This is a genomic window from Dysgonomonas sp. Marseille-Q5470 (assembly GCF_951230145.1).
Lineage (GTDB): Bacteria > Bacteroidota > Bacteroidia > Bacteroidales > Dysgonomonadaceae > Dysgonomonas.
This window is the reverse complement of the sequence record NZ_CATNVE010000006.1, coordinates 121,205-147,857: the sequence shown is the minus strand read 5'-3', so window position 1 is coordinate 147,857 and position 26,653 is coordinate 121,205. Positions and strand designations below refer to the sequence as shown.

The following is a 26,653-nucleotide window of genomic DNA, read 5'->3' as shown; positions in this document are numbered from 1 at the left end:
CCTAAACAAATTCAAAAAATATTTTCCATTCTAAGGTAGGGTTTCCCTCAACATACGTGTCATAGTTGTATAAAGCATTAGAAGATGGAGATTCCTTACGAAATATTGATCAAATATTGCAAAAATGAATGCAATATTCAAGAAAAGCGATTTATTGAAGACTGGCTTGCTGCTGATGACAACAATCTAAATACCTTTCTTGACTTACAGAAAGAATGGATTTACATAAATCAGCCATCATATGTTATTCCTGATAAAGAAGCTGTATGGAAGCAAGTCTGTAATAAAACAGATTACAAACAATATCTCGAAAAAGGCACAGGCATAAGGAAGAAACATTCTATTCCGTATACTATGTGGGCACTTACTGCTGTATTAATACTGTCTTTGCTCACTATATCGGGATATTTGATTAATAATGCTTACAGGCCCAAGTCTTTTACTCATATAAGTACTCAATGGGGCGAGAAATCTGAAGCAATACTTGCTGATGGAACAAAAGTATGGCTTAATTCTAAGTCAGAACTATCTTTTGCTAGCGATTACAATGACGAGAACAGATCAATCGAAGCGCATGGAGAACTTTTTTTCGATGTTGCTCATGATCAGGATAAACCCTTTATTGTAGACATCGGTAAGGTCAAAATCCGCGTACTCGGCACAAGCTTTAATGTTTCCAATTACGATGGTGATGATTTTTTTGAAATATCCCTCATCGAAGGTGAAGTAGAAGTATTAGATGCAAAAAAGAACAAGCATATGTTTAATCTGTCACCATCTCAACGAGCACACATAAATAAACACAATCTGAAATACGAAATAATAAACGAAGATACAGAGGAAGCAAAACTTTGGACTGCAAATAAATTGCTCATTCATAATGCAACAGTATATACTGCAATAAAGAAACTCGAACGATGGTATGGAGTCAATATCTCTTACTCTCAATTAGATGAAAGTAAAAGATACACATTCCTTTTGAATACCGAATCGCTGCGAGAATTTCTCGACCTATTTAACAAGATAACACCAATAGAATATGAAATATATGACAACTCAGTAAAAATAAAAGGGAAATAGTTACTAACATTTTATTTAATACCATGAAAACAATAATCAGAAAATTGCTATTTACACTCATTTTGTGTCTAATGGCGCACTCAGCAATTCTAGCTCAAAAACCAATTAATATCAGTGTAAAAAACATCTCCATCAAAGAGCTATTTAGCGACATCCAGAAAAAATACGGCTATTCGTTTATATACAGCAACAGTGATCTTGACGACAAGCAAAAAGTAATCCTGAATGTCCAAAATGCGTCTATACAAGAAGTATTGACAGAAGTCTTTAAGAACAAAAGCGTTGGCTACGAAATAAAAGGCAACCAAATAGTTTTGAAACCCATTACGGTTCATCAACAAAATGTTCAAAAGAAAATATCAGGAGTCGTATTAGATTCAAATAATGAACCTATTATTGGAGCCACTATAAAAGAAGTGGGAACAACAAATGGTACAATTACTGATATCAACGGAAAGTTTGAACTATCAGTAAACGAAGGCTCAAAAATTAATATTACATCTATCGGCTTTCAAACAAATACCGTAACGGTGGGTTCAAAATCGGCATTCGACATTATTCTGATAGAAGATGAAAGAGTACTTTCAGAAGTCGTAGTTACGGCATTGGGTATCAAACGTGAAGAAAAGGCTCTTGGCTACGCTGTACAAGGAGTACAGGGACAAGCCTTGCAGACAGTACGCCCATTAGATGTTGGAACATCACTGACTGGTAGAGTGGCAGGATTGAATGTACTAAACAGTACCGAATTTGGAGCTGCACCCGAAATAACTCTTCGTGGCGAAAACCCGTTAATCGTTATAGACGGTGTTCCTTATACAAATATGACATTGCGCGATTTGCCGGCTGACGACATAGAGTCTATGAACGTATTAAAAGGCTCTACCGCTTCTGCCCTTTATGGATCTAAAGGTGATGGAGGAGCCATCATGATTACAACAAAGAAAGGTTCGGAAAGACAAGGCTTATCCGTATCTATAAATAGTGGAACTATGTTTACAGCGGGTTATCTTGCCATACCCGAGATGCAATCAACTTACGGACGTGTTGTGAATACAGCAACGAATACCTATGCACGTACAGGCGATGGTTCGTGGGGCGTACCGATGGAGGGGCAAGAAGTAGTACAATGGGACCCTATTTCAAAAACAATGACGCCAATGCCATACACTGCTAGAGGAAAAGACAACTTTAAAAACTTCCTGGTACAGGGCTATATACTAAACAACAATATAAATGTTGTACAACAAACTAAAAATAGTAGTTTACGAGCATCTGCGACATGGGTACAAAATAAAGGTCAATATCCCAACTCTTTATTCAATAAATATACCTATAGTCTTGGTGGAGAAATGAAAGTTGATAAGTTTACATTGTCTTCGAGCTTAGGATTCAACAAACAAACCTCTCCCAATCTAGGATTCAATGGATATGCCGGATATGATCCTATGTACAGTCTATTGGTATGGTCGGCTCCAGACTACGATATCAGAGACTATAAAGACTATTGGCTAATAAAAAACGAGAAGCAAAATAGTAGTTATGAAAGTGCAAATAACAATCCATACTTCGACAGATATGAGAGATTGCATACATTAAACAGAGATATTTTTAACGGGACGCTTTCTCTCAACTATGATGTTACTCCTTGGTTGAAAGCTACATTAAGAACTGGATTCGACAGTTATAGTGACCGTCAGGATGTACGCATATCCAAAGGTTCGTTCACAGGAGGAGGTACATCAACCGTAATAAAAAATGGGACAGAGATATGGGGAGAATCAGCAAAAGGTTCATTCAATATGGGCGTAGGCAGAGGTTACAGCATCAACAACGACCTAATCTTTGCTGCAGACAAGGCATATAAAGATTTCAGATTCGACGGATTTGTAGGAGGTTCTATTTTCTACAACCAAGACGAAGGAATGGAGGCTCGCACACAAAGCGGACTCTCAATACCGGGATTCTACTCATTGAAGGCATCTATTAATTCGGTACTTACTAGTTCAAGATTGTATAAGAAGCAAGTAAACAGTGTATTCGGACGTGTGGGTGCATCGTGGCGAAGCATGGCATATATAGAAGCAACTATGCGTAACGACTGGAGTTCTACCCTTTCAAAATCAGAACGTTCTTATTTCTATCCATCGGTAGCAGGTAGCTTTATTGCTTCTGAGCTTCTACCGGAGATGAATTGGCTATCATTCTGGAAGCTTCGCGGATCATGGACAACTTCCAAAAAGCCCGCTAACATATATGATATTAATTCAGACTATGCGATTACACAAAATGCTTGGGGAAATCTAAGTTCGGCTACATATCCTACATCTATCAGAAGTACAAGCGTAAGAGCAGAGTCTACATCAACATTCGAAGTAGGTACAGCCCTCAATTTTTTCAAAGGTAGAGCTTCGCTTGATGTCGCATATTATAATAAACGCATGTACGACTTTATAGTACAAGCGCCTATAAGCCCAGCCTCTGGTTATAAAAGCAACTATATCAATTCGGGAGAAGAAATCACACGTAGAGGTTTTGAAATTACGGCTACTGTAACACCAATCAAAACAAAAGACTGGGAATGGGATGTAACGCTAAATTGGTCGAAATATGCCCGCTATTATACAAAACTGGATGAAACATTTTCGCAAGATAAACCTTGGGTAAAAGTTGGAGAGAGAGTAGATCATTATATAATCAGAGAGTATCAAAAAGATCCACAAGGTAATATAATACATAGCAATGGTCTACCGCTTTATTCTGCATACGATTCTAAGTTTGGGAATTACGATCCTGATTGGATTTGGGGTATGAATACAAGTGTAAGGTATAAAAATTGGCACTTCAGAATGACGATGGACGGACGTGTAGGTGGTATTGCTCAAACAACTACCGAAATGTATATGTGGCGTGCCGGATCACATCCTAACTCAGTCGTTCCTGAACGTTATCTGGATGCAACCCAGCCAGGAACGAAAAACTATACAGGGCAAGGAGTAAAAGTAATATCGGGGAAAGCAACGTACGATACATACGGAAACATTACAAGCGACACTCGCGAATATGCTGCTAATGATGTAGCTGTTACTTACAAAACATATATCGAAAATCTACATAAAGGAACAGCATGGGGAGGTTCTCCTTCTTCGTTGGATGCTTACAGCACCACATTCTTCAAAATCCGAGAAATTGCTCTGACCTACAATCTTCCAAAAACACTATCGGCTAAACTAAGAGCGAGAGATATTGCAGTATCGGCTGTAGGGCAAAATATGCTATTATGGGCTAAAGATTTTAAATATTCAGACCCCGACGGAGGTATAGATAATTTTAGCGACCCGTCTCAGCGTTATATTGGATTCAATGTGAAAATAGATTTTTAAAACTTTAAACTGAAACGAAATGAAAACCATAAATAAATTCACGATTATAGCAAGCATCCTTCTTTTATCAATATTTATAGGATGTAGCAATTTCGACGATTTGAATACTAACCCCGACTCTACATCTCAGGTTAGTGCATCTTTGCTATGCACAAATGTAGTGTTACGTGTAGCCCGATTTGATGGAAGAGATGCAAAGGTAATGATCTCGGATAACGCATTATCCAAATATGTAGGCTATGCTAACGAAGGACAAATGAGTACGCAATACAACACAATAGGAAGTAGCAGCTTCGAAATACTGACAGTACTTCCCAACATAGATAAAATGCTAGGCTATGCACAAGGTAGTCCGATGGAGAACTCATACAAAGGTGTGGCAAAGTTTGTTCGCGCCGCTGCCTTTTTCAAACTAACAATGGAATTAGGGGATATACCGTATAGTGAATCGAATAAAGGTGCATCTGGTGTTTACAAGCCAAGCTATGACACACAAGAAGATGTATTCAAAGGTATTTTAAACGAATTGAAAGAGGCAGATCAATTCTTTGCTAACGGAACAAACTTCGATGGAGACCCAACTCCGTATAATGGAGATCCTGCTAAATGGCGCAGAGCATCAAATGCACTCGCACTAAAAGTCTTAATAACATTGAGCAAAAAAGAGAATGTGGCATCTTTGGAAGTAAAGAAACGTTTTGCTGAAATCGTTAATAGTGGCAACCTACTGGAAGCCTCAACAGGATTTTTCGGGCTTAATTATTCAAGTCTAAACAGACACCCACTATCAAGTACCAATGATTTGTTTACCAGTAAAACAATTGTAAGTTCTTTACTCATCGACAATTTGAAATCTTTAGGAGACAGAAGATTATTCTACTTTGCAGAACCTGCAGGAGCAGCTATCGCTGCAGGTAAAACAGAATCGGACGAAGAAGCCTATATAGGCGTTGATGTTTCAATGGATTATTCTGCAATGAATGCAGGTCATAGCGCCAATAAATATTCGCTATTAAACAAGCGTTACTTAAAAGAAGATGCTTGTGAACCACGCATGGTATTAACTTATGCCGAGCAACAACTAATCATTGCAGAAGCAAGAGTAAGAGGCTGGATAACAACAGGTGATGCAAAATCTTATTACGAAAGCGGTGTAAAATCTGCTCTTGCCTCTATTATGGCGACTAAGGCTGAATATGCGCACGGTAAAGCCATTACTCAGAGTTATATTGACAATTACTTCACTGGTGACGCAGAATTCAAAGGCTCTACCAACGAGCAATTGAAACAGATATGGATGCAACGCTACATTCTTAACTTTATGCAAGAAGCTCAAAGTAGTTTCTTTGAATACAGACGTAATAACTATCCTGACTTCCCTATCAACCCTGAAACAAGTTTGAATGAGAATAATAAAAACGGATTACCTATGCGTTGGTTGTATCCAAGTTCAGAAACAAATTACAATCGTGATAATTTAAAAATAGCACTGGATAAACAGTACGAAGGCTATGACGAAATCAATAAATTGATGTGGTTGCTTAAATAACATGCAATTGTTATAAACTTTATCAATTATCCAGCTTGTTTTTGTATCTTCATCTATAATTATTATGTGCTCTATGGTTTTCTTATAGTTATCAAACGAGACTAAAGAAGATTGTGATAAAGGAAACCATAGAGATACATATATTCGCTAAAAAAAAGATTTAGTACGACGAGTAAAAAATCTTATAGTGGAGAAAGGAAGTATAACTAAAAAATTAAAGAAATGAATCATTATATCCAAAAAGGAATAATCTTAATCGCCTTAATTTTATTTATTTTACCCAAATCGTTATCCTCTCAAAGCGGTGACTGGAAATTAGTATGGTCTGATGAGTTTGAATATAGAGGTCTACCTGACTCTACAAAATGGAGTTTCGATACACATGGAAACTCATATGGCTGGGGAAACAACGAGTTACAATGGTATACCGACAGAAATATAAACAATGCTCGTGTATGTAACGGTGTATTAAGAATCACTGCCGTGAAAGAAGAGTCTAATGGTAAACAATATACTTCTGCAAGACTAAGGACAAAAGGGAAAGGAGATTGGCTATACGGAAAGGTAGAAGTAAGTGCAAAACTACCGACAGGTAAAGGTAGTTGGCCTGCAATATGGATGTTGCCTACAGAGAGTAAATACGGTGGTTGGCCCAGATGTGGTGAAATAGACATTATGGAACATGTAGGTTTTTCACCAGACAGTGTGTTTTCTACAGTTCATACCGAAACATATAACCATACGAAAGGTACACAGGTAGGAAAATCAATTCACGCTCCGCTAGTTACCGATAGGTTTCATGTTTATACTATGGAATGGAACGAGCATCAGATCAGATCGTATATCGATGGTATTCATTATTTTACATTCAACAAACAAGAGGGAATAGACGCATGGCCTTTCGATCAACCATTTCACTTATTGCTTAACCTTGCCATAGGCGGAGGATTAGGTGGTATAAAAGGTGTAGACAATACGTTGTTTCCGCATTACTTCGATATTGATTATGTACGTATTTATCAGAAAGAATAGTGACTCCTTCTACAAATAAGAATATAAGATATGCGTAGTTATATAGAGTCTGAGTTTGAGGAAATATTCAACACATATTATGAACCAGTATGTTATTTCCTAAATCTTTATACTAAAGATGAGCATGTTATCAAAGATATTGCCCAAGATGTATTTTGTAGCTTATGGGTAAATAGAGAATTGCTGCAAATAGATGATATAAAAGCATACCTTTATACCGCTGCCCGTAACCGTATATTAAACTATTTTAGAGATATAAAACTTCACGAAGAGTTGCTCGCCAAATGGATATCTGAAGAAAAAGAACTGGATGAAGCATACGATTGCGTAGACAGGACTGAATTTGAAAAAAGTATAGAAACAGCCATTGAAAGTCTAACTCCAAAATGCAAAACTGTATTTAAACTCAGTCGCTATAGCCGTATGAGCTACACTCAAATTGCAGAGCAAGAAGGTATATCCCAAAAGATGGTGGAAAAACATATTTCGGTAGCCCTGAAGAAGATAAAAGCGCATATACTCAAATCAATGTTACTCTGGATTATCTTTTTCTCTTATGTGGAAAAAAACACTTAATAGGTATTAGACTGTGTATAAATATTAAAGTCTATTTTATTTCGAAAGTAATAAAAACCCCTTTGTGGTCAGTCGGCCAAACATCCTTGAATGGTTTAATAACCCGATCTTTTGTTTTATCCTCATTTCTCTTTCCCCTTACTATATAGCCTTTTGGTCCAAGTAACGCTGCTCTTTTTACCGTCAACCGTTTATCCGGATAATAGTATACAAAATCAATACGTTCCCGCTCATCTGCATCTGGAGTCCAAGTAATAGCATTCGGGGAAACATCTTTATTGTTAGCGGGAAATGTAAATCCGGGGTATTTTACGACATCGGGATATGTCTCTCGGTATGCATCTTTAAATCCATTCTCATATAATAAAGACGATACACCCCAATTTACCACGCATCCATTATGATCGAATAAATTAGCTGTTTCGGCTTGCCAATCGAGATGAGACGGTTCGTTGAAATCTCCGGCATAAATAACTAACCCTCCTTTGCTCATTTCGGTTTTAGCATCATTTATAAACTCTTGAGCTGACTCTATACGTCCCGAAAGGTTACATACTTTCAATATTGTAGCCACATCAGTAATAGGCGAGTTTAATTTATTCCAGTCTTTACTGCCATCGTTATAACCTCTCGGGTAGTAGCAAGTGTAGTATCTATATTCGGAATGGGCGGGATAAACCGCAACACGTTTACCGTCTACATTCAGCACAGCCTTAAACTGCCATTTGTTGATCCGTTGCTGTTCTACAATCGGATATTTGCTTATAATAGCTCTACCATCTATACGCGCACTGTAATAATTAAGCCCTTGTTTTTTTAACGCGTCTATCAATTGAGGCATAACTGGATTATCTCCCTCCCCTTTATACAATTCACAGAATGTGGCGACATCGGGCTTCAATCCTGCTATCTGATCTATTAGTCCCTGAAACGCATTGGGCACTTTGGTACATTCTACCCAAATATTAAGCTGTAGCAGAGTAAGCTCGATTGTTTTCCTTTTTTCTTCTTTACCGGTATCAGGTTTAATTGACTTTGAACAATAAGTATTCGATAAGAAAAAAAAGGGCAATAAAGAGATTAATAGCATTTTACATATTGGAGAGAACTTCTTATACATAGTAGTATTCTTTAATTAGAAATAAAAAGATAGTACCATCATGAATCATTATTAAATAACAATTATTCCGGTACTATCTTTTGCAATAAATATTAAGGCTTTATTTGAATCTTCATTAAAAGACTGGAGCGAGGTTGATCCAAAGTAATTTCAAACCCTTTGGCAAGTTCACTTCCCTTTTTCACAAGGACAGCTCCTGTATCTTTATTTGTTAATGTATATTCTCTATCCAACTTTAATCCTTGCAGCTTTACCAGATAAGTTTGGTCGGGAGAATTAGCTCTACGAAATCCAACGATATAGCCGCTGTCATCGGACGGACGGTATAATTGATATACCATCCATATATTATCGGCTGTAATGTCCACATCACCCGATCCGCTTAATGGATAATAATCTTCATAAAAGTAAGGACGTACTTCGTTAAACTCAGCCTGTTTGTTGCGCATATCAACTACATTGTAGTTTCCTTCTGTTACTTTCCAGTTATAAATAACAGATGTTCCCAATCCTGAGCGGAAGGTATAGGAGTCAGCCTGCTGAATACCTGTACCATGTAGAGGTAAATAGAGTTCGAGTCCGTAAGTATGACATTGAGATCCGTTAGGTTCGCCATAATTATAGTCTGTACGCCACAATGCGGCACTTCTGGATATACTTTCCAAGTCGATACGACGTCCGCCACTTGCACAATTATCGATTATTGTATTCGGGAACCTATTCAATAAATATTCCCAGAATTTATAAAGACCCTCGATGTAGCGTATCTCGCAAATACCACGTCGTCCTTCCTCATCATTATTATACCAGAAGCCGGCCGGTTCGATATTAAAATCCTGACGATAATAATCTATTCCGTTCGTTTCCATAAAATCACCTATAAATTTTCCAAGCCATTTACAAGCTTCCGCATTTCCCAAATTGAAAAGTACAGCATCATGATCACCATCTTTCTGCCATTCTTCTTGTTTCACTGATCCTTTTGCATCGAGCATCCATTGGGGATATTGATTCGCCCAATCCGAATTCTTCATTACTCGTTCAGGTTCAAACCATACCATAAATTTAGCCCCCTGTTTGTGTACCTCATCCGCTATAGGGCGAAATCCACGAGGAAATCTTTCAGGATCGATAGTCCAATTACCGACAGTATTAGCCCAGTTTTTTTTACCGGCAACATCTGCAGCTTTAATATACCACCCTGCATCAAGCCAGAAAACATCAGATACCAGTTTATATTGTGCATAGCGCTTGATAAGAGCGATAGCATAATCCTCTGTCATGCATGTATATTCATTACATGGCGCAGGATCTCCATAATTGAAGCTGGTAGATACGGGATATACCGTAGGCTTACCATTCTGTTTCCATGTATAATGTTCGAGAACAAGTCGCCGGAAGGCGTTGTGTCCTACAAAGCGGTTCTCACCGTTCCAAAACAATAAGCATACTTTTGGTGTGCGGATACTCTCTTTTGGATAAAGGTATGTTTTAAGATTTACCATACCCGATTTCAGATTTGTACTCTTGCTCGTCTCTGTCTTCACTTTGGCAAACCATGTTCCAGTCCATCCTATGGCTGCCAATACGCCTCCCTGCCCTTTGGGTGCTTGCATATTAAAGAACGGAAAAGCATTCTGAGAAGAACGCCCTCCGTATGGCTCCATATACAGACTGTCGTGAGGCTGCATCACTTTTAGCCTTTGATGAAAGTCTTCTTTTGACACATGGCTACCGTCCGCGTAATGCATTTTCAAGTCTCCGCCCTCTTGATATGTGAATGTAATATCAGAGGCATTCACCGATGAGATCTCGGGAGTATTCTTATTTCCTGTATTCACAAAACGAAGCACCCATTCTACGGCGTTATAAGCATTGAAGCCTTTTACTTCGCATTCTACAGTGAGTCCCGACACCGGGTCTTTGTAAGAATAGATACGCTTAATAACAGAAGGGTCACTTTCCGTAATATTTTTCACACTATAGCTCCAATTCTTAATGAATGTGCCCGAATGTTTTCCGTTATATACAAACGAAAATGGAGGAGTAACTCCCTTTCTGAAATTAGCGGAAATCCATTTGCCGATATCATTTTTATTACCTGTTATTTGTACCGTCGACTGCCCTGCGACAGACAAAGATCCCAATAACAGTAGGATTAGATAAACTATGTTTTTTTTCATTATATATTTTTATCAATTTATTGATTATCAAAACATCATTGATAAAAGGTGACAAAAGTAACACCTTTTTACACTTTTTATTTCTGTCACTTTTTCTATACTATCAGTTAAAAGCTATTCTAGTATTATTATAGATAAAGTATTCTGCTTTACATATATCTGCCCTACTCCACTGCCTTGTATTTTAGCAGCAGCGATTGATTTGGCTTATCCAAAGTCAAGACAAATCTATCGGCAAGCTCTCTTCCCGATATAATAACGGATTCGTTTTTGTCCAGATCTGTTACTTTATATTTCTTTTCGGGTTTGATGCCGGAGAGTTTCACTTCAATAGTATTTTTCTCGCAAGCCTTTCGACGGAAAGCAATTATAACCCCGCTGTTATCTGAAGGTCGGTTGAGTTGATATGCCAGCCAGATATTATCGAGAGTTGTATCGTCTATCCTCGTCAATGGATAATAATCCTCATAATAATAAGGGCGGATATCTTGAAATTCATTTAATCGGGCTTGCATTTCATATATCGAAAAACTTTTGTCTGTTATTTTCCAGTTGCAGGTCAAACAGGTACTCATACTTGAACGGAACGCATACGGGTCGGTCTGTAAAATTCCGGTACCATGCAGAGGAAGGAAAAAGTTCAATCCATAAGTATGGCATTGATAGCCATCAGGATCATCGTAATGATAGTAATCGCTTCGCCATAGAGGTGCACTCCTAGGAATAGTTTCCATATCGATCCGTTTTCCTCCACTGGCACAATTATCTATAAACAAATTAGGGAAACGCTTGAGCAGATAGTCCCAAAACTTATACAAATTTTCGATGTGGCGTATTTCTTTCATCCCTACTCGTCCTTCTTCTTCGTTCGCAGCCCAATAAATATCGGGATGCATATTAAAATCCTGACGATAATGATCAACTCCGTTTTCTTCTATCATATCTCCGATATATTTACACAGCCAGTCGCAAGCGTCAGTGTTTCCGAGATCAAACATGAGATAGGTATCATCGTTATGTTCCGGGATATCCAGCATCCATTCGGGGTGCTCTACAGCCCATTGTGTACCTCTGATTATTCGTTCGGGTTCGAACCACACCATAAATTTTGCTCCTAGCTTATGTGCTTCTTCCGAGATCGGCTTTAATCCACGAGGAAAGCGTGTTGTATCTACCGTCCAGTTACCAACTGTGTTAGCCCAACTTTTACCCTTTTCCCAGTCTGCAGCTCCGGTATTCCATCCGGCATCTAACCAGAATACTTCAGGCATAATGTTGAATTGCTTGTAACGTTTCATCATTGCAATTGCGTATTCTTCAGTCAAACCCGAATACTCAGTATAAGGAGCAGGGTCTTTGTAATTAAAGCCTGTAGCTAATGGATAAGGAGCATTTTTTCCATTTATTTTATGTGTCTTATGATTCAGCACAAAGCGACGAAACTGATTGTGTCCCTCCATTCGGTCGTCGCCGTTCCAGTACATTAGTGTAATGCTTGGCGTGCGTATACTTTCTTTTCCATACAAGTAGAGATCCATCGTTTTCATTCCCGACTCTATGGATATTCTTTTTTGATTTTTACAGCTGATATCTGCATACCAGCTACCACTCCACCCGATGCCCACAAAAACACCTTGGGATGAAGCTGATTCGATATTGAATATTGGCAGATAATCGCCTTCGGATGAACGCCCGTTTATTGGCTCCATCAATTTACTTTCACCGGGCTTTAACGTAAGCGTACGAGGATGAAAGTCGTATTTGGATATATGATTACCATCTGCATAATGTAGATTAAAATTGCCTTCGACAGGATAATCCATCTCCATATCTATGGCTTTTACCTGTTTCAGATTTTTCGAATTGGCAGCAGCCATATTTGTGAAATGAATCGTCCATTCCAAAGCCTTGAAAGCCGGATATCCTTTTATTTCACATTCAACTTTCAGCCCTGTCTCGGCTTCGGTATAAGTAGCAAGATATCTGACAACTCCCGATTCTTCTGTCTTTTGTTTCTCAATAGTATGTTTCCATTTGCGAATAAATTCTTTTGAAGAAACACCACCGTATACAAACGAAAACGGAGGAGTTTTACCTTTGGCAAATAGTGTTGATATCTGATTTTCTACATTTACCGGTGTTTTGGTCATCTTAGTAACAGTTTGCCCGCGAGAACTCATTGTCGCACAGATGAAAATAAGAAACGTGATGATTGCTTTACTGCAAATATTTTTTATCATAGAACTTTTATTTTATTACAAGAAATCTGCAATGCTTTAATATAGGTTTCAATGTTTTTATTTACTTGTTTTTCTGACAATGCTTATTAGCCACAATAAGTAACACCATATAGCAGCGATGAGAACAATTGCAGATATCTGCGTTTTGAAAATATCGGTAACAACGCCAAGCACAGGAGGCAGTATAGCACCACCCGAAACTCCGACAATCAGCAGAGCCGATATTTCGTTTGCTTTCTCAGGAATGCGTTTTAATGCCAACGAAAATATGATAGAAAATAAATTGGCATAACCTAAACCAAATATTGCAACACAAGCCAGCGTTATCCAAACATTCGTATTGATGCACAGTAAAAGCAGTCCTACTAATCCTATCCACACACTGTAGGTAAAGAACTTCGACTCGGAGCTCTTCATCAACAATATACCCCCTAAGAATGCCCCCACGGTACGAGACAGAAAATATACACTGTTGCCCATACCTGCATCTTCTACCGAAAGTCCGGCCTTTTCCATCAATAACTTAGGAAATGTCATGTTCATTCCTACATCAACACCCACTAACACCAATATTCCGATAAAAAAGGCTACGATATACTTATCCTTGAAAAGTTCAAGAGTATTTTTAATTGAAATATTAGAAGTGTCATTTCGTTTATCTTCTATCTTAGTTAAGCTCAACCAAATAAAAGCAAGAAGAGAAAGTGCCGCATATATCGGAAATATCATTCTCCATCCCAGTGTAGTACCGATTACCGACGCTGCGAGAATAGGACCAACAAAGGAGCTTATCGCTTTCACAAATTGACCTAAAGTAAGAGTGCCTGTTAGTTTGCCCGAGCCTACTACGTCTGCCACGAGCGGATTGAGCGATACTTGTAACAATGTATTGCCAATCCCTATCAGCCCAAACATAATTAGAACAGTGGTGAAGTCATAGGTTGCCAGAGGCAAGCACATAGCTAATACATGGAATGCAAAACTAATTAACACTGTTTTTTTTCGGCCTATTTTATTCATCAGCATCCCGGTGGGGATAGATAAGATAAGAAACCACAAAAAACAGGATAGTGATACCAGATTTACCATGGAATCGGTAAGATGACTAAAGTCATTTTTTACGTAATTAGTAGAAATCCCTATGATATCTACAAATCCCATGATGAAAAATCCAAACATCACTGATAATATTTTTATGGCGGAAGTATTATTTTTCATCCTTTACAAATTCGTTTGATTAAAGCTACCCCGAACCCTAATCCGGGATAGCTTACTGTGTTTAATAATCCTTTTTAGTTGACCGTTTTTAATAACTCTCCATAGTTACCCGTAGCCGCATTTGTCCAGTTATAGTACTCTACACGAACACCTGCTTCAATTGCTTTCTGAACAGGGTTTACACCTGAGTTCCAAACACTACTCCAACCTCCGTTTTCTGCAGTTTCTACTTTCAGCGTCCGTGATTTAGATGTATCGGCTGTAAAGTCGAATGCCAACTTATCTCCACTTTGTCCCCATGTAGACCAAGCATAACCATTACGTAGATCAAGATACTCTATCGGACATCCTGTAGCAATGAAACGAATATTATAGTTGCTAAGTAATGAAATACCCCGCATGTCAATATATTTCAATGAAGTATTGTTACTTAGATCTATATCTCTCAACCATGGTTGATCCTTCGTTTTGAAAGAAGTTAGTCCTGCATTTTTCGCTGATATCGTTGTTAGATTGTACCAGCCTGTCATATCAATCTCACTTATGTTATTGTTATCACATACCAGATACCAAACATCATCGAAGTATTTCAAACCATCTAAAGATGTAATATTTTTGTTCGAAAGATCGAGCTTGTTAGCCAGATTGGTTGGTAATTTAGCATTTCTGGCTTCACTGATTATGATGTCATTTCCACTGAAAGCCTGAGGACAATAACCTTTCATTATGGCACGCAGATTTGCATCCGGCATGGATGCCGTACCTGCATTAGTCCAATTAATTTTATCAAATACAACTTCTTTGTCAAGACCTATTGTAGTCACCTTCACTCCCGAAAGACCTGCTGTTCTTACTGCACTCGATCTGTTGAACATATCCATGTGCCAGAACCATATATTGCTCACTAGTAACTGACATTCCTGATTTGTATCGAAGTCGAACTTGAAATTATCGAACGAACCAAAACACATGCAGTTGCTGATATCTAATTTACGGAATTTGATATTATCCAATACAATGTTTAGTAATGCCGGACATTTGCTCAAGTCTAGTTCTGTGAGAGGATTATTGCCCATGTATAAAGTTTGCAATGTTTTAGACTGTATATTCATACTTGTAATATTGCTACTCCATGCAAAGATGCTGACAATACCATCCATTCCCACTAGTTCAATGTTGCCAAGATTATTATCTGTAGCCCAAAGAGTTTTCAATTTAGGGAATTTCTCTAAACCACTCAAATTAGTAATTCCTTTACCCGAAATATTCAACGTTCCATTTTCGAATTCGAAATCGGCTGCTACAGAAAGCTTCAAACTATCCTGAGCATCAAATAGCTGAGGCCCGATTACTTTAAGTGTATTACGCAAATTTATATCTGCGACCCATCCCTTAGGTAACCATTGCTGCATACTACCCAGTGATATCTCTTTGTCGCCTCTGACAAGAACTAAGGAATAGCCACTCTCTTTTGCATTGAGAGGAAACAAGAATGAGAGATAAGACGATGTAACCTCTTTTATTTCAACATCTATATCAAAAGAACCGTCCAGAGGTTTCAGTAACGGACGTAAATGCAGGTGATCGGTAGACTGAAAACCCCGTCCTTCTATTTTAACTTCCGTTCCTTGAATACCTTCTTCGTATTTAGGTATAACAACGCCGGATATACCAAATGATAAATCATACTCAGTCACATCATCGCAACTCCAGAAGCAAGTTAGCGAAACCAATAATATTAATAATTTAAACTTATTCATTTTATTAGGCTTTAATTACTGTTTATTTTTGAACTAATATTAAGACACTAGAGCGCGAAATGCTAAGCGAAGTTTTATCCTTAATATTTATAGTTTCTATAGATTGAATGAGATTATCCCCGGTAGGAAGATTTCCTTCTACATATTTGTAAACCTCATATTCTCCATTCGCCTGAGACTTGTCATTAATAATTTCTACAGGTTTATTGTGCTCCGAGCCATTTGCAAAAATGTAAACCCATTTATTATTTTCATTCAGAATGGCTGTTCCGGCAACAAGATTTTCGTTCAAATCTAATGGAAATACTTCTGCATTTTTTTTGATGAAACGAGTCAACAGACTATATGCATAGTAATGAGGTCTGACCTCATAGTCTTCCTTTATTGCATTATAAATTTCCGGATCAGGCTCATATGCTTTTTTTACATATTTCCATAGGCCGAGTTGTTGCATTTCCGAATAACTTCCATTTCTGCTATAGTATTGATCTATCAACGACCAGTAACTTACACCTGCAGCGCCTCCGTTAAGTAAGTTGATAGCAATACGAGTCAAGAGGACTCCTCGTTCGTACTTATCGATATCTAACTGACGTGAAGAACCCGAAGTTTGATTAGATCCGAACTCCCCTACAAAGTGTTTCTTCCCGCTCGATAGAGTCACATTATTTTTTTCCCAATTAACGATATCGGCATTCGAAGTAGTGTATCCAAACTTATAAGTATGAGTATTCAGTAAATTTGTTTCTGCTTGTAGAGCTTCTGCACATGATTTTAAATAGTTAGGGCTACCATCTGTATTGTCAGATAGATTGAACTCTACTTTATCCCTAAGTCCCATTGCCTTAAATTTTGCATCCAAAGCCTTTACCAGAGGTGCATACTGATCGGGATGGCTGTCAGGCTCTCCTTGCCACATCGTTCTACCATAATTGGGGGTATGGCTATCAGGCTCATTGAATGGAGTTACTGCTTTTACACATGTAAAACCTTTCGTCTCGATCAGATATTTGACCAATACCGAGAAGTTTTCGGCAAATTCTTCATACTTATCCGTTCCGCATACCCACGGAGCATTCGGTCTGCTATCGCAAAGAAAATGCTTCCCTGTTGGTGTTCCTGCTATCAAATCCATGTTTACAGGACATCCCCATAGTACAAGTGTTACTTCTCCATTATTTTCCTGTATTAATTCCAGTACTTTATATAATGATTGCATTTCCTGCGAATCGAAAGTAAACTTGCTCATATCCGCAACATTCGGGTCATCATTATCATTTAGTGGTTCCCACCAATGCGGTTGTACCATTACCCGGAAATTTTGGACACCCATTTTCTTTACACGCTCTTTTACGATGTTCCAATCTTCAGCCTTAGATCCGTCTTCTGGACGGGTTAAGTTTTGTGAGAAGAAGTGAGGATCCAGTTCGACTCCTATCCCTACCAATTTCACACCTGTAGATTCTTTTACCTGAGTGGGGTAAAAATTGGATGGAATACGGTTATAACCTTCATCTATATTGGAACAGGCACTAGAAATAGTCATCATGCTAAAAAGAAGCACAATAACAAATGTTTGTTTGAAATATTTCAGTGTTTTCATTGATTAACTTTTTTATAAAATCCAATTATTCAAAACCTAGTTGTTTTTCTATCGCTTGAATCAAAATATGTATTACTTGAATATGTATCTCTTGCACCCGGTCGGAAAAATCAACTTTCGGTGCAACAATTACAATATCACTCAATGCAGAGAGACGATTATCACCGGTAGAGGTTAGTGCTAAAACCTTCATTTTTTTTAGATGGGCACTTTCAACTGCCTTCACTATATTGTTAGAGTTACCACTTGTACTGATAGCCAATAATACATCCCCTTCGCATCCCACACCTTCAACATAGCGGGAATATATTTCGTCGAACGAAAAATCATTTCCAACACATGTTATGTATGCCGGATCATTTATTGAAATGGCTGGTAAAGACGTTCTGTTTTTACGATAGCGTCCCGTCAATTCTTCTGCAAAATGCGTAGCATCGCAAAGAGATCCTCCATTGCCACAGCTAATAATTTTATACCCCTTCTTCAATGAATCCGAGAGTAATATAGCAGCCCGTTCAATGACTTCTATTGTTTCTGGATTGTTCCAAAAACTATCGACCTCTTTTAATATTGCTTGCGAGCTTTCTCTTATCAAATTTTTCATAATATCGTTTTTAATCGATTAGATTGGCAGCTATAGAAAGAGCAGCATAATCTCCAATATTTTCGCCAAGAGCCGCAGGAACTATCTTGCAAACATCTCTTGCTCCTTCCAGAGCTTCTTTCGAAATCTGACCCAAGACATAAGGTTCCATCATATCCTTGTTACGAGCATATATACTGCCTATAGCTATAAGTTCCGGATTTAGAATATCGATTAGCATGGCAAGACCTTTCCCTAAATAAGTAGCTGATGTTTCGTACACCTTCAGGGCAAGTTTGTCTCCTGCTCCGGCAGCTTCTGCAATAAGCTTCGCATTTATATTTTCCATATCATCGAGAGATGGGCACCATGAAACATGGCCTCCTTTTTTTATCTCTTCTGCAGCTAAACTACGAGCCAATTGAGCTATTCCGCCACCACTGGCATATCCTTCAAAAGAACCTTCTTTACCGTACCCTATCGGTCCGTCATCTGTTAAACGAATATGCCCAACTTCTCCGGCATTGTCGTTCGTTCCCGAATATAAAGAACCATTAAGAATTATTCCCGCACCAAGTCCTGTACCACATGTCAGAAAAATCATATTTTGAGTTCCCCTCCCGGCACCGAACTTCCACTCGGCTAATGCACACGCATTGGCGTCATTCTGCAATCCGGCTCTTACACCAAGCTCTTCCTCAATGATTTTCACGATAGGTATATTATCCCAGCCCGGCAAATTGGGTGGAGACATTACCGTTCCCGACTTACTGTCGAGCGGTCCGCCACAGCTAATACCTACAGCACGGACTGTTTGAGCGGTAAGATTGAAGCGTGCCATCATTCTTTTTGCTTCACTCATTATATTTCTGATCGTTTCTTCAACTGTAGTAGTTTCTATTTTTGTTTTATCAACTATCTGCAAATCAGAACCTATTCTTTTCCCGTAAACGATGGCACATTTAGTGCCCCCTATGTCAATTCCTAATAAATTATCTTTCATATTCCTATTTAATACTAGGATACAATCCTGTCTTTTTTAACAACTTTTTATATTCCTGCAAATTGAAAGGAGCTTCTCCATATAAATAATGATTGCTATATTCTTTTTGCCCCACTTTATATTTGATGAGAAGTATGCCTTGCCCTTTTTGCAGTGGTAATGAAGCTATCTTGTTCATACCATTTGCCAAAACCTCGAAATTTCCTTTGTATATTTCTTTATTAGATGCCATGTCAGACACAATCACCTGTCCCTTTTGCAGATTACGGGTGTCATTGGCAACAATCAAAGGATAGCCATTATCTACAGGATCATTTATGAGTACACAAAGGTCTGTTTGTGCATTTTTAATGAAATAATACGCCATTTTCTTTGAGTTGTAGTAATCTACGATAGCATCCGAAATTATTGGCCAGCCATCACGAAGATTCCACCACACTATTCCTGTTTTAGGACTAAACTTCTGCCCACGCCACAACTCTACAAAAAACTTCATAGCCTCGGCCTGCACTGCCTGTGATGCAAAAACAAAATCGTCAAGTTTGGTTGGTATTTCGCCAAAAAGCAAATTCACCTGATTCAACATTAGATTGTTGCGATCGAAAGTTTTTCCTTGAGAAGAGAACCGACGTGTCGACTTTGTAACCCACTCATCGTTCCATTCTTTGTCTTTAGTCCAAGGGTAAACACCTTCCTTAGTCATCATTTTGTTTAGACTTTCGACATTCGGACATCCATGATACCCTATTTCGCTAACAAAGCAACAGGCTGCCTTTGTATAATATGGTTCTTTATAGTATCCTCGTGGCCCCCAGAGATGATTCTCGGGTAATAATTCGTCACCACCGCCATGTTCCCATACTGCTTGACTGTAATATGGAGAACTTGGTATATAAGGTCGTGTGGGATCAAATTCATAGAGTACTCTAGCAATAACTTCACGAGTTATCACATCCTTATTTGGATTGATATTCAGTGGTTGCAGCGTCCAACGCATAGCCAAATCGTTCTCATTATTGCCCGACCAGAGAATCAAAGAAGCATGATTTCGAAACTTAAGCACAACAGACGTAACCTCCTCTTCAATCATTCTTGCAAAATCATCACGTTGCGGATAAAATGTACACCCCATACCGAAATCTTGCCATACAAGAATTCCATTTTGATCACAAAGATCAAAAAAGTCGGTGTCTTCATATACATTACCACCCCAACAGCGAATCATGTTGCAGTTGATGTCTACGGCCATGTTGATCATCGTATTCAAGTGAGATTTATCTCTGCTATGCAATGCATCCATTGGTACCCAGTTAGTGCCATGAATAAAGATCGGTTCATTATTAACGATGAATCGAAATTGTCCGGGTTTTCCGGGGAGATTTATATCATCCATATCCAGCTTTACAGTGCGAACCCCAATTTTACAATTGTTGACATCCAGCTCTTTTCCATCCGAATCTATCAATTGCACACTTGCATCGTAGAGCGCAGCTTCACCGTAGCCCCTAGGCCACCAAAAATCAACATTCTTAAGTTCGAATATATGACGAAAAGCCGGAGTGCTTACAATCTGCGAATTCTGATATACGATTTTTCCTTTACGACGAAGGGTAAATTGAGCCTTCACTTTGTCAAACTTATCAAAGGGGATAACCATCTGTACATCTGTAAAAATACGTGCAGTATGAGCCGTTGTATCGATGTTGATGGTCATCCAATTTACATCTTTGAGACGAGTAGAATTGAGTACCCGAAGTTCAACATCTCTCCACAATCCGGCACTGACCAAACGGGGCATAATATCCCATCCATACATGTGCGGAGCCTTTCGCATATAAACAGCCTCCTCTGCCGGAAAATTACCAATACTGATCGTACCGAGTGTATGTTTCTGAGCTTCCATAACAGCCGAACGGATAATTACTTGCAAAGTATTTTCTCCTCTTTTGAGAAAATCTGTCACGTCATATGTATGCTCAATTAACATATTTGCAGCCTCTCCCACTTTCTCTCCGTTGAGCCAGATATCTGCAAGACAATCTATTCCTCCAAAAAACAATTCGACCCGTTGACCTTCTTGAACTAATGGAGCTTCGAATGTTTTTGTGTAACACCATTGATAGTTTTCATACTTTCGTAATGCGTTCACATTACTACCTATCATTGGGTCAGGAATCAAGCCCGCAGCCATCAAGTCTAATTCAACATTTCCGGGAACAGAAGCGTCTATTTTTTCCACTTGCATATCATTGATAGCTTGTGGAGTAACAACCGGCTTAGAAGGCTGTTTCCAGTATGAGAGCTGCCATTTCCCATTCAAAGAAATATTCGCGGACAGGGCCGTTATATTTCCCAGAAATAGGGCTGAGGTAAATAAGATTAATAATCGATATTTAATTATAGTCATAATTCTTCTCTTTCTTATTCACCCGGTTGCAACATAGCATCATTGGTATTCCAACCCGGTGTTTGAGTCAAGACTCCATTAGACAAAGTTATTTCGGCTTCCGGAATAGGTAAGAATCCTCCGGTTTCGGGACGGAATTTTATCTTATAGGTAGCATTCTGGCTATTATTCTTCAAGGTTATGCCGTTCATTCCGTTAACAGTAGATTCAGCATCTCCCCATCTCAATACGTCGAGCCATCTTATACCTTCGAATGCTAGTTCGTATTTACGCTCATTCTTGATATTTTCCAATGTTGCCGGAACAGATGGAAGGTCTACACGTTTACGTACCCGATCCATATATTCCTGAGCTTTAGAACCACCTAACTCCGCACCCATTAAAAGGAGGTCAGCAAAACGGATAAGCACTATATCCTGAGTGCTATTAAACTGAGGATCGTTTGGCATATTCCATAAGATAGAACTGTACGATACAATATTTCCTTTGTCGTCATACACATTCACCGGCATATATTTCTTTGACCAATAACCCGTTTCATTCCATTGGTAAGCTTGTCCCCATTTATATTTTGAGGTAGAACCTTCGCCTTCGTGTGTTGCATCAGACACATCGAGAACCGAACCTCGTTTGCGTAGATCATTATTAGGCCATTCGTTATAGAATTTACTGTTGACAGGTCCTTTTCCCCAGCCTGACCCAAAAGGCAATAAATCCTGATTACCTCTGAATCCGAAGTGCAAGTTTACAGTATTTCTACGATCGTAGTTATTTCCTTGAGCAGCAGTGGAACATTTGATAGCAAACATAGTTTCGTTATTATCTCCATTTTCCCCTATCCATTTTAAATTGTTATCCGCTGCGTACTTGTAATCAGATTTTGTTTTTCCTGACATTACAATCGAATATGGCCACAAGTTTCTGAAGTCAGGAATCAAATCATGTCCGCTGTTAGCTATACAGTCGTCAACCCATGCTACGACCTGCTCTTTTGTAATATCACCCATTTGGGGTTGCTTGTAATAATCAGTATAGAATAAAAATATACGAGCCATTAAAGCCTGAGCAGCCCAACGCGTAGCCAATCCATTCTCGCTTTTAGGAATATCCTGAAATTTAGTGGCGGGTAATATTTCAATTGCACGCTTCAGATCGGCCCCCATTTGTGCATATACATCCTCTGCCGAAGCACGAGGAAGGTTTACAGGTTCGGGAGTAGTAATCAGCTGTACGGGTCCAAACATAGAGCACAGACGGAAATAGGTAAAAGCGCGTAAAAAAAGTACCTGACCCTCTATTTTGTTTCTTGACTCGGTAGTTGGCCACTTTATATTATCCAAAGAACCAAGCAGTAAGTTTGCCCGATAAACCGAACGCCATGTACATTCCCATAGATCGGTGTACATTGTTCTTGATGTAAGCTTGAACAAATCGATAGCATGAGAAGTGAGGTCGTCTTTCCCTCCACCTCCCAGCATATCATCTGCCATGAGGTTGAGAACAATAAAAGAATGTTCTGTTTCGCCCCCACCCACACGTGATCCAAAAGCATTATATACACCCATAAGAGACGTATATGCTTCTTCAGGAGTTTGAGGGTAATTTGATGAATCTTTCTGCGTTAATTGATCTGTATCCAAAAAATCGGAACAACTAACTGTAAAAACAGAAATTAATATTATAATTATCTTTTTCATTTTGCCTTAGATTTTTAAAATTTGAGATTAAGACCAAATAAGAATGTACGGGAGTTTGGATAAAATCCATAATCTATACCACTCATCCATCCTGTAGGCCCTGCTCCAATTTCGGGATCAAGCCCTTTGTATTTTGTCCAAGTAATTAGATTCTGTCCGGTAATATAAAGACGTACTTGAGAAAAGATATTTTGTTTCTTTAGCAAGGTTGCAAAATCATAACCAATAGTAAGGTCATTCAAGCGGATATAGTCACCATCTTGCAAATAAAGGTCGGAAACAATGTTGGTATAAGACGATTGTCCCAGTCTTGGCCATTTGTTAGATGTGCCTTCTCCGTGCCAACGATCCATCGGATCATGTTGTCCTCCGTATATCTGGTTACCATATACACCCGAGAACGAAGCGCGGAAATCAAAACCTCTCCATGCCCCGCCGAATGAAAATGAAAATATTCCATCAGGGTTAGGGTCACCAATAAATACACGGTCTTGCTCGTTGATTTCACCATCGTCGTTCTGATTTACATATTTGATGTCGCCCGGTACTGCATTTGGCATAACGAGTTCTCCTTTCGAATTGCGATAAGCATCTATCTCATCCTGATTTTGGAATACGCCATCGGTTTTCAATCCCCAGAAGTAACCGATAGGATATCCTACCTGCGCTCTGTAAAACTCGGGACTCCATGTTCCTACAGTTCGAGCACTACCATGAATAATTCCTTCCTGGTTAGCGATACGAGTCACCCTGTTTTTATTATAAGCCCAGTTGACATTTATATCATAGCTGAAATCGCTTATCTGATCTCTCCATACTACAGCCAGTTCCACACCGGTATTTCTGATATCTCCTCCGTTTATATCGGGAGCATTAGCTCCGTATGAACCAAGAACTGGTGCTGCTACAAGCCAATCTTTGGTTGTTTTGCGATACCAGTCGAAGTTGAATGATAATCTGTTCTTGAGCAATAAAGCATCAAAACCCACATTTAACTGCTCTGAGGTTTCCCAAGTTATATTCGTATTGGGTAGATTAATCGGGTATGAAGCAATTGTATAACTGTTTTTATCTACTCCCGGATAATAATAGCTATATTCTACACTTGAATAATCTCCTGAATTCTGACCTCCTACACGCATCTTTGCGAGATACTGGAATGGTGAAATCGCCTGATTTCCGTTCTGTCCCCAACTTGCTCTCAGTTTAAACATATTGAGATGACTCTTAAAAGATTCCATAAAGGACTCATTACTAATAACCCACCCGGCCGAAACAGAAGGGAAGAATCCCCAACGTTTTCCCGGAGCGAAGTTTGACGAGCCATCCGAACGCGCAATAAGAGATAACATATAGGTTTCTTTGAAGTCGTAATTGACACGACCAAAATATGAAAGTAATGCTGATCGACTCCATGGTGAGCCACCTAAGCGAGTGGATGTTTCACTCACTTTTGGAGTATTAATAAGGTAAGCATATTTAAACCCTTCGAAAATAGAATTGGTATTGAAACCCGAAATACTTGAACCTAAACCACCTTTTTCTGCACTCGTACCAGCCAACACATCAAAGTTATGCTTGTTTTCGTCTAATGAGAATTTATAATTCAACGTATTTTCGAATGTCAAACGACTAAATCCTAATGAAATATCCTGACTTACTTTTGTTTCTTGGCTTGTATATTCAGGTGCCAGATTATATTTAGGTATATAAGCCCTGCTTTCTTCGGCATCCATTGTTAATCCAAAATTTGAGCGAAACACTAAATTTTTAATAGGCTCGATTGTTATGAATGCATTTGTATTTAATTGGTAATTCTTTTTGTTGTTATTACTGTTATAGACAAGATATGCAATAGGATTGGGCGCATATGGAGCATACGCTATCGGCCCATGATAATCTCCATTGTCATCATATATAGGCATAAACGGGCTTCCCCCCATTATCATGCCCAATGCACCAAGTCCTTCGGTAGACCTTCCGCTTAAAGAACCATCTTTATTGGCATATATAAAATTGATTGTCTCCCCCATGCGTACAATGTCACGTCCTTTTGCCGAAAAGATCGTTTGATCGGCATTGAGACGAAAAGTATATCTATCTTGCTTCGTTTGAACGGGTTTCCCCAGAGTGCCTTCCTGAGATGAATAAGAAAAGCTAGTAAAATAAGATGATTTCTTGCTCCCTCCGGAAATGGTAACCGAATGGTTTTGTGTGGGTGCATTTTTATTCTTTATTTCTTTATACCAATTTGTGCCTTTCCATTCTCCTGAAAGAACTTTATCCCAATTAGGAACCATCTGAGAAAAATTAATTCCATATCCGTAAGTGTTTTTTGAGTATTCGTCATCCAACATCGCCTGTGTTGTTGCATCAACGTACCATTTGTAATCAGGTGCATTTGAAATCCCTATATATGTATCGTAAGCAACGCGTACTTTATCTTCTCCTTCTCCGCGATGTGTTGTTATAAGCACCACGCCGTTTGCAGCACGAGCACCATAGATTGCAGCAGATGCAGCATCTTTCAATACATCTATCGACTTAATATCTGCAGGATTTATGTTCGATATATTCCCCGGTACACCATCCACAATGTAAAGCGGATCTGCATTGCCGATTGTACCCATCCCTCGAATATAGACTTTGTATGATGATCCCGGTTCTCCTGATGTCTTTGTAATTTGCATACCCGGAGACATACTTTGCAAAGCAGTCAGTGGATTTGGAGTATGCAACTCCTTTATTCTATTTCCGTCAACTTGTAATGTAGCACCTGTTACAAGTTTTTTCTTCTGTGTGGCATATCCGATAACAACGACTTCATCCAATAGCGAAGCGTTTTCTTCTATAATTATTTTATATTCTTTTTCAGTTCCTATCTGAATCGTCTTCGGTTTAAAACCCACGTAAGATACAACTAGCGTTGAACCGGGTTGTGCGGCAATAGTAAACAATCCATCAAGGTCTGTAACTGTACCAACCTTCGTCGTATTGTTCATTATTGTTGCACCAATAATTGGCTCTCCTTTCTGGTCAAAAACGGATCCTTTTATATTGTCATCTGTCAGTATGTTTTGAGCATGTACAATATTTATGAATAAAAGGGACATAAACATTATCAAAAATATCTTTTGATAATAATTAAGTTTGTTTTTCATTGATAAAGATTATTTAATTTATTTTCAGTGATGTAATTTGCCTTTAATATTTATGCAT

General features: G+C 38.7%; 16 protein-coding genes. 5 read left to right on the top strand and 11 right to left on the bottom strand.

Going from position 1 to position 26,653, the window contains the following annotated elements:
- Nucleotides 1-84 precede the first annotated feature (84 nt).
- The 5 genes from QOX35_RS11560 (at nucleotide 85) to QOX35_RS11540 (ending at nucleotide 7,620) form a co-directional block, all read left to right on the top strand.
- Complete coding sequence (locus QOX35_RS11560; protein WP_283687026.1) at nucleotides 85-1,080, top strand: FecR family protein; 996 nt, start codon at nucleotides 85-87, stop codon at nucleotides 1,078-1,080.
- A 23-nt stretch (nucleotides 1,081-1,103) separates the two neighbouring features.
- On the top strand, nucleotides 1,104-4,463 hold the full coding sequence (locus QOX35_RS11555) for a SusC/RagA family TonB-linked outer membrane protein (protein WP_283687025.1): 3,360 nt from the start codon (nucleotides 1,104-1,106) through the stop codon (nucleotides 4,461-4,463).
- Nucleotides 4,464-4,482: 19 nt separating this feature from the next.
- Nucleotides 4,483-6,012, top strand: coding sequence for a SusD/RagB family nutrient-binding outer membrane lipoprotein (locus tag QOX35_RS11550; RefSeq protein WP_283687024.1), 1,530 nt, complete (start codon nucleotides 4,483-4,485; stop codon nucleotides 6,010-6,012).
- 222 nt (nucleotides 6,013-6,234) lie between these two features.
- Nucleotides 6,235-7,044 carry a glycoside hydrolase family 16 protein gene (locus QOX35_RS11545; protein ID WP_283687022.1) on the top strand — a complete coding sequence of 270 codons (810 nt, stop codon included), beginning with the start codon at nucleotides 6,235-6,237 and terminating at the stop codon, nucleotides 7,042-7,044.
- Nucleotides 7,045-7,074: 30 nt separating this feature from the next.
- Nucleotides 7,075-7,620, top strand: coding sequence for an RNA polymerase sigma-70 factor (locus QOX35_RS11540; protein ID WP_283687021.1), 546 nt, complete (start codon nucleotides 7,075-7,077; stop codon nucleotides 7,618-7,620).
- A gap of 31 nt (nucleotides 7,621-7,651) precedes the next feature.
- Here QOX35_RS11540 and QOX35_RS11535 read toward each other — a convergent pair whose 3' ends face one another.
- The 11 genes from QOX35_RS11535 to QOX35_RS11485 all read right to left on the bottom strand — a co-directional run bounded on the left by QOX35_RS11535 (nucleotide 7,652) and on the right by QOX35_RS11485 (nucleotide 26,595).
- Nucleotides 7,652-8,740, bottom strand: coding sequence for an endonuclease/exonuclease/phosphatase family protein (locus QOX35_RS11535; protein ID WP_283687020.1), 1,089 nt, complete (start codon nucleotides 8,738-8,740; stop codon nucleotides 7,652-7,654).
- Between the two features lie 92 nt (nucleotides 8,741-8,832).
- Nucleotides 8,833-10,923 carry a glycoside hydrolase family 36 protein gene (locus tag QOX35_RS11530; protein ID WP_283687019.1) on the bottom strand — a complete coding sequence of 697 codons (2,091 nt, stop codon included), beginning with the start codon at nucleotides 10,921-10,923 and terminating at the stop codon, nucleotides 8,833-8,835.
- A 164-nt stretch (nucleotides 10,924-11,087) separates the two neighbouring features.
- Complete coding sequence (locus tag QOX35_RS11525) at nucleotides 11,088-13,163, bottom strand: glycoside hydrolase family 36 protein (protein WP_283687018.1); 2,076 nt, start codon at nucleotides 13,161-13,163, stop codon at nucleotides 11,088-11,090.
- A gap of 57 nt (nucleotides 13,164-13,220) precedes the next feature.
- The gene (locus QOX35_RS11520) at nucleotides 13,221-14,381 is read right to left on the bottom strand and encodes an MFS transporter (protein ID WP_414647289.1); all 1,161 of its coding nucleotides are present in this window, start codon (nucleotides 14,379-14,381) and stop codon (nucleotides 13,221-13,223) included.
- Between the two features lie 74 nt (nucleotides 14,382-14,455).
- Nucleotides 14,456-16,141: a leucine-rich repeat domain-containing protein gene (locus QOX35_RS11515; RefSeq protein ID WP_283687017.1), complete on the bottom strand. Its 1,686-nt coding sequence runs from the start codon at nucleotides 16,139-16,141 to the stop codon at nucleotides 14,456-14,458.
- Nucleotides 16,142-16,163: 22 nt separating this feature from the next.
- On the bottom strand, nucleotides 16,164-17,744 hold the full coding sequence (locus QOX35_RS11510) for a glycoside hydrolase (protein WP_283687016.1): 1,581 nt from the start codon (nucleotides 17,742-17,744) through the stop codon (nucleotides 16,164-16,166).
- 25 nt (nucleotides 17,745-17,769) lie between these two features.
- Nucleotides 17,770-18,348: an SIS domain-containing protein gene (locus QOX35_RS11505; protein ID WP_283687014.1), complete on the bottom strand. Its 579-nt coding sequence runs from the start codon at nucleotides 18,346-18,348 to the stop codon at nucleotides 17,770-17,772.
- A 10-nt stretch (nucleotides 18,349-18,358) separates the two neighbouring features.
- Nucleotides 18,359-19,330: an ROK family protein gene (locus tag QOX35_RS11500; protein ID WP_283687013.1), complete on the bottom strand. Its 972-nt coding sequence runs from the start codon at nucleotides 19,328-19,330 to the stop codon at nucleotides 18,359-18,361.
- Between the two features lie 4 nt (nucleotides 19,331-19,334).
- Nucleotides 19,335-21,737, bottom strand: a complete 2,403-nt coding sequence (locus tag QOX35_RS11495) for a glycoside hydrolase family 2 protein (protein ID WP_283687012.1) — start codon at nucleotides 21,735-21,737, stop codon at nucleotides 19,335-19,337.
- A 14-nt stretch (nucleotides 21,738-21,751) separates the two neighbouring features.
- Nucleotides 21,752-23,434 (bottom strand): RagB/SusD family nutrient uptake outer membrane protein, encoded by a 1,683-nt coding sequence (locus tag QOX35_RS11490; protein ID WP_283687011.1) that lies wholly within the window; start codon nucleotides 23,432-23,434, stop codon nucleotides 21,752-21,754.
- 14 nt (nucleotides 23,435-23,448) lie between these two features.
- Nucleotides 23,449-26,595 carry a SusC/RagA family TonB-linked outer membrane protein gene (locus QOX35_RS11485; RefSeq protein WP_283687010.1) on the bottom strand — a complete coding sequence of 1,049 codons (3,147 nt, stop codon included), beginning with the start codon at nucleotides 26,593-26,595 and terminating at the stop codon, nucleotides 23,449-23,451.
- Between the last annotated feature and the right edge of the window lie 58 nt (nucleotides 26,596-26,653).

What these genes read in the sequence shown, in the direction of transcription:
- QOX35_RS11560 (WP_283687026.1), top strand. Translation starts at nt 85, where the DNA reads ATGGAGATTCCTTACGAAATATTGATCAAATATTGCAAAAATGAATGC.
- QOX35_RS11555 (WP_283687025.1), top strand. Translation starts at nt 1,104, where the DNA reads ATGAAAACAATAATCAGAAAATTGCTATTTACACTCATTTTGTGTCTA.
- QOX35_RS11550 (WP_283687024.1), top strand. Translation starts at nt 4,483, where the DNA reads ATGAAAACCATAAATAAATTCACGATTATAGCAAGCATCCTTCTTTTA.
- QOX35_RS11545 (WP_283687022.1), top strand. Translation starts at nt 6,235, where the DNA reads ATGAATCATTATATCCAAAAAGGAATAATCTTAATCGCCTTAATTTTA.
- QOX35_RS11540 (WP_283687021.1), top strand. Translation starts at nt 7,075, where the DNA reads ATGCGTAGTTATATAGAGTCTGAGTTTGAGGAAATATTCAACACATAT.
- QOX35_RS11535 (WP_283687020.1), bottom strand. Translation starts at nt 8,740, where the DNA reads ATGTATAAGAAGTTCTCTCCAATATGTAAAATGCTATTAATCTCTTTA.
- QOX35_RS11530 (WP_283687019.1), bottom strand. Translation starts at nt 10,923, where the DNA reads ATGAAAAAAAACATAGTTTATCTAATCCTACTGTTATTGGGATCTTTG.
- QOX35_RS11525 (WP_283687018.1), bottom strand. Translation starts at nt 13,163, where the DNA reads ATGATAAAAAATATTTGCAGTAAAGCAATCATCACGTTTCTTATTTTC.
- QOX35_RS11520 (WP_414647289.1), bottom strand. Translation starts at nt 14,381, where the DNA reads ATGAAAAATAATACTTCCGCCATAAAAATATTATCAGTGATGTTTGGA.
- QOX35_RS11515 (WP_283687017.1), bottom strand. Translation starts at nt 16,141, where the DNA reads ATGAATAAGTTTAAATTATTAATATTATTGGTTTCGCTAACTTGCTTC.
- QOX35_RS11510 (WP_283687016.1), bottom strand. Translation starts at nt 17,744, where the DNA reads ATGAAAACACTGAAATATTTCAAACAAACATTTGTTATTGTGCTTCTT.
- QOX35_RS11505 (WP_283687014.1), bottom strand. Translation starts at nt 18,348, where the DNA reads ATGAAAAATTTGATAAGAGAAAGCTCGCAAGCAATATTAAAAGAGGTC.
- QOX35_RS11500 (WP_283687013.1), bottom strand. Translation starts at nt 19,330, where the DNA reads ATGAAAGATAATTTATTAGGAATTGACATAGGGGGCACTAAATGTGCC.
- QOX35_RS11495 (WP_283687012.1), bottom strand. Translation starts at nt 21,737, where the DNA reads ATGACTATAATTAAATATCGATTATTAATCTTATTTACCTCAGCCCTA.
- QOX35_RS11490 (WP_283687011.1), bottom strand. Translation starts at nt 23,434, where the DNA reads ATGAAAAAGATAATTATAATATTAATTTCTGTTTTTACAGTTAGTTGT.
- QOX35_RS11485 (WP_283687010.1), bottom strand. Translation starts at nt 26,595, where the DNA reads ATGAAAAACAAACTTAATTATTATCAAAAGATATTTTTGATAATGTTT.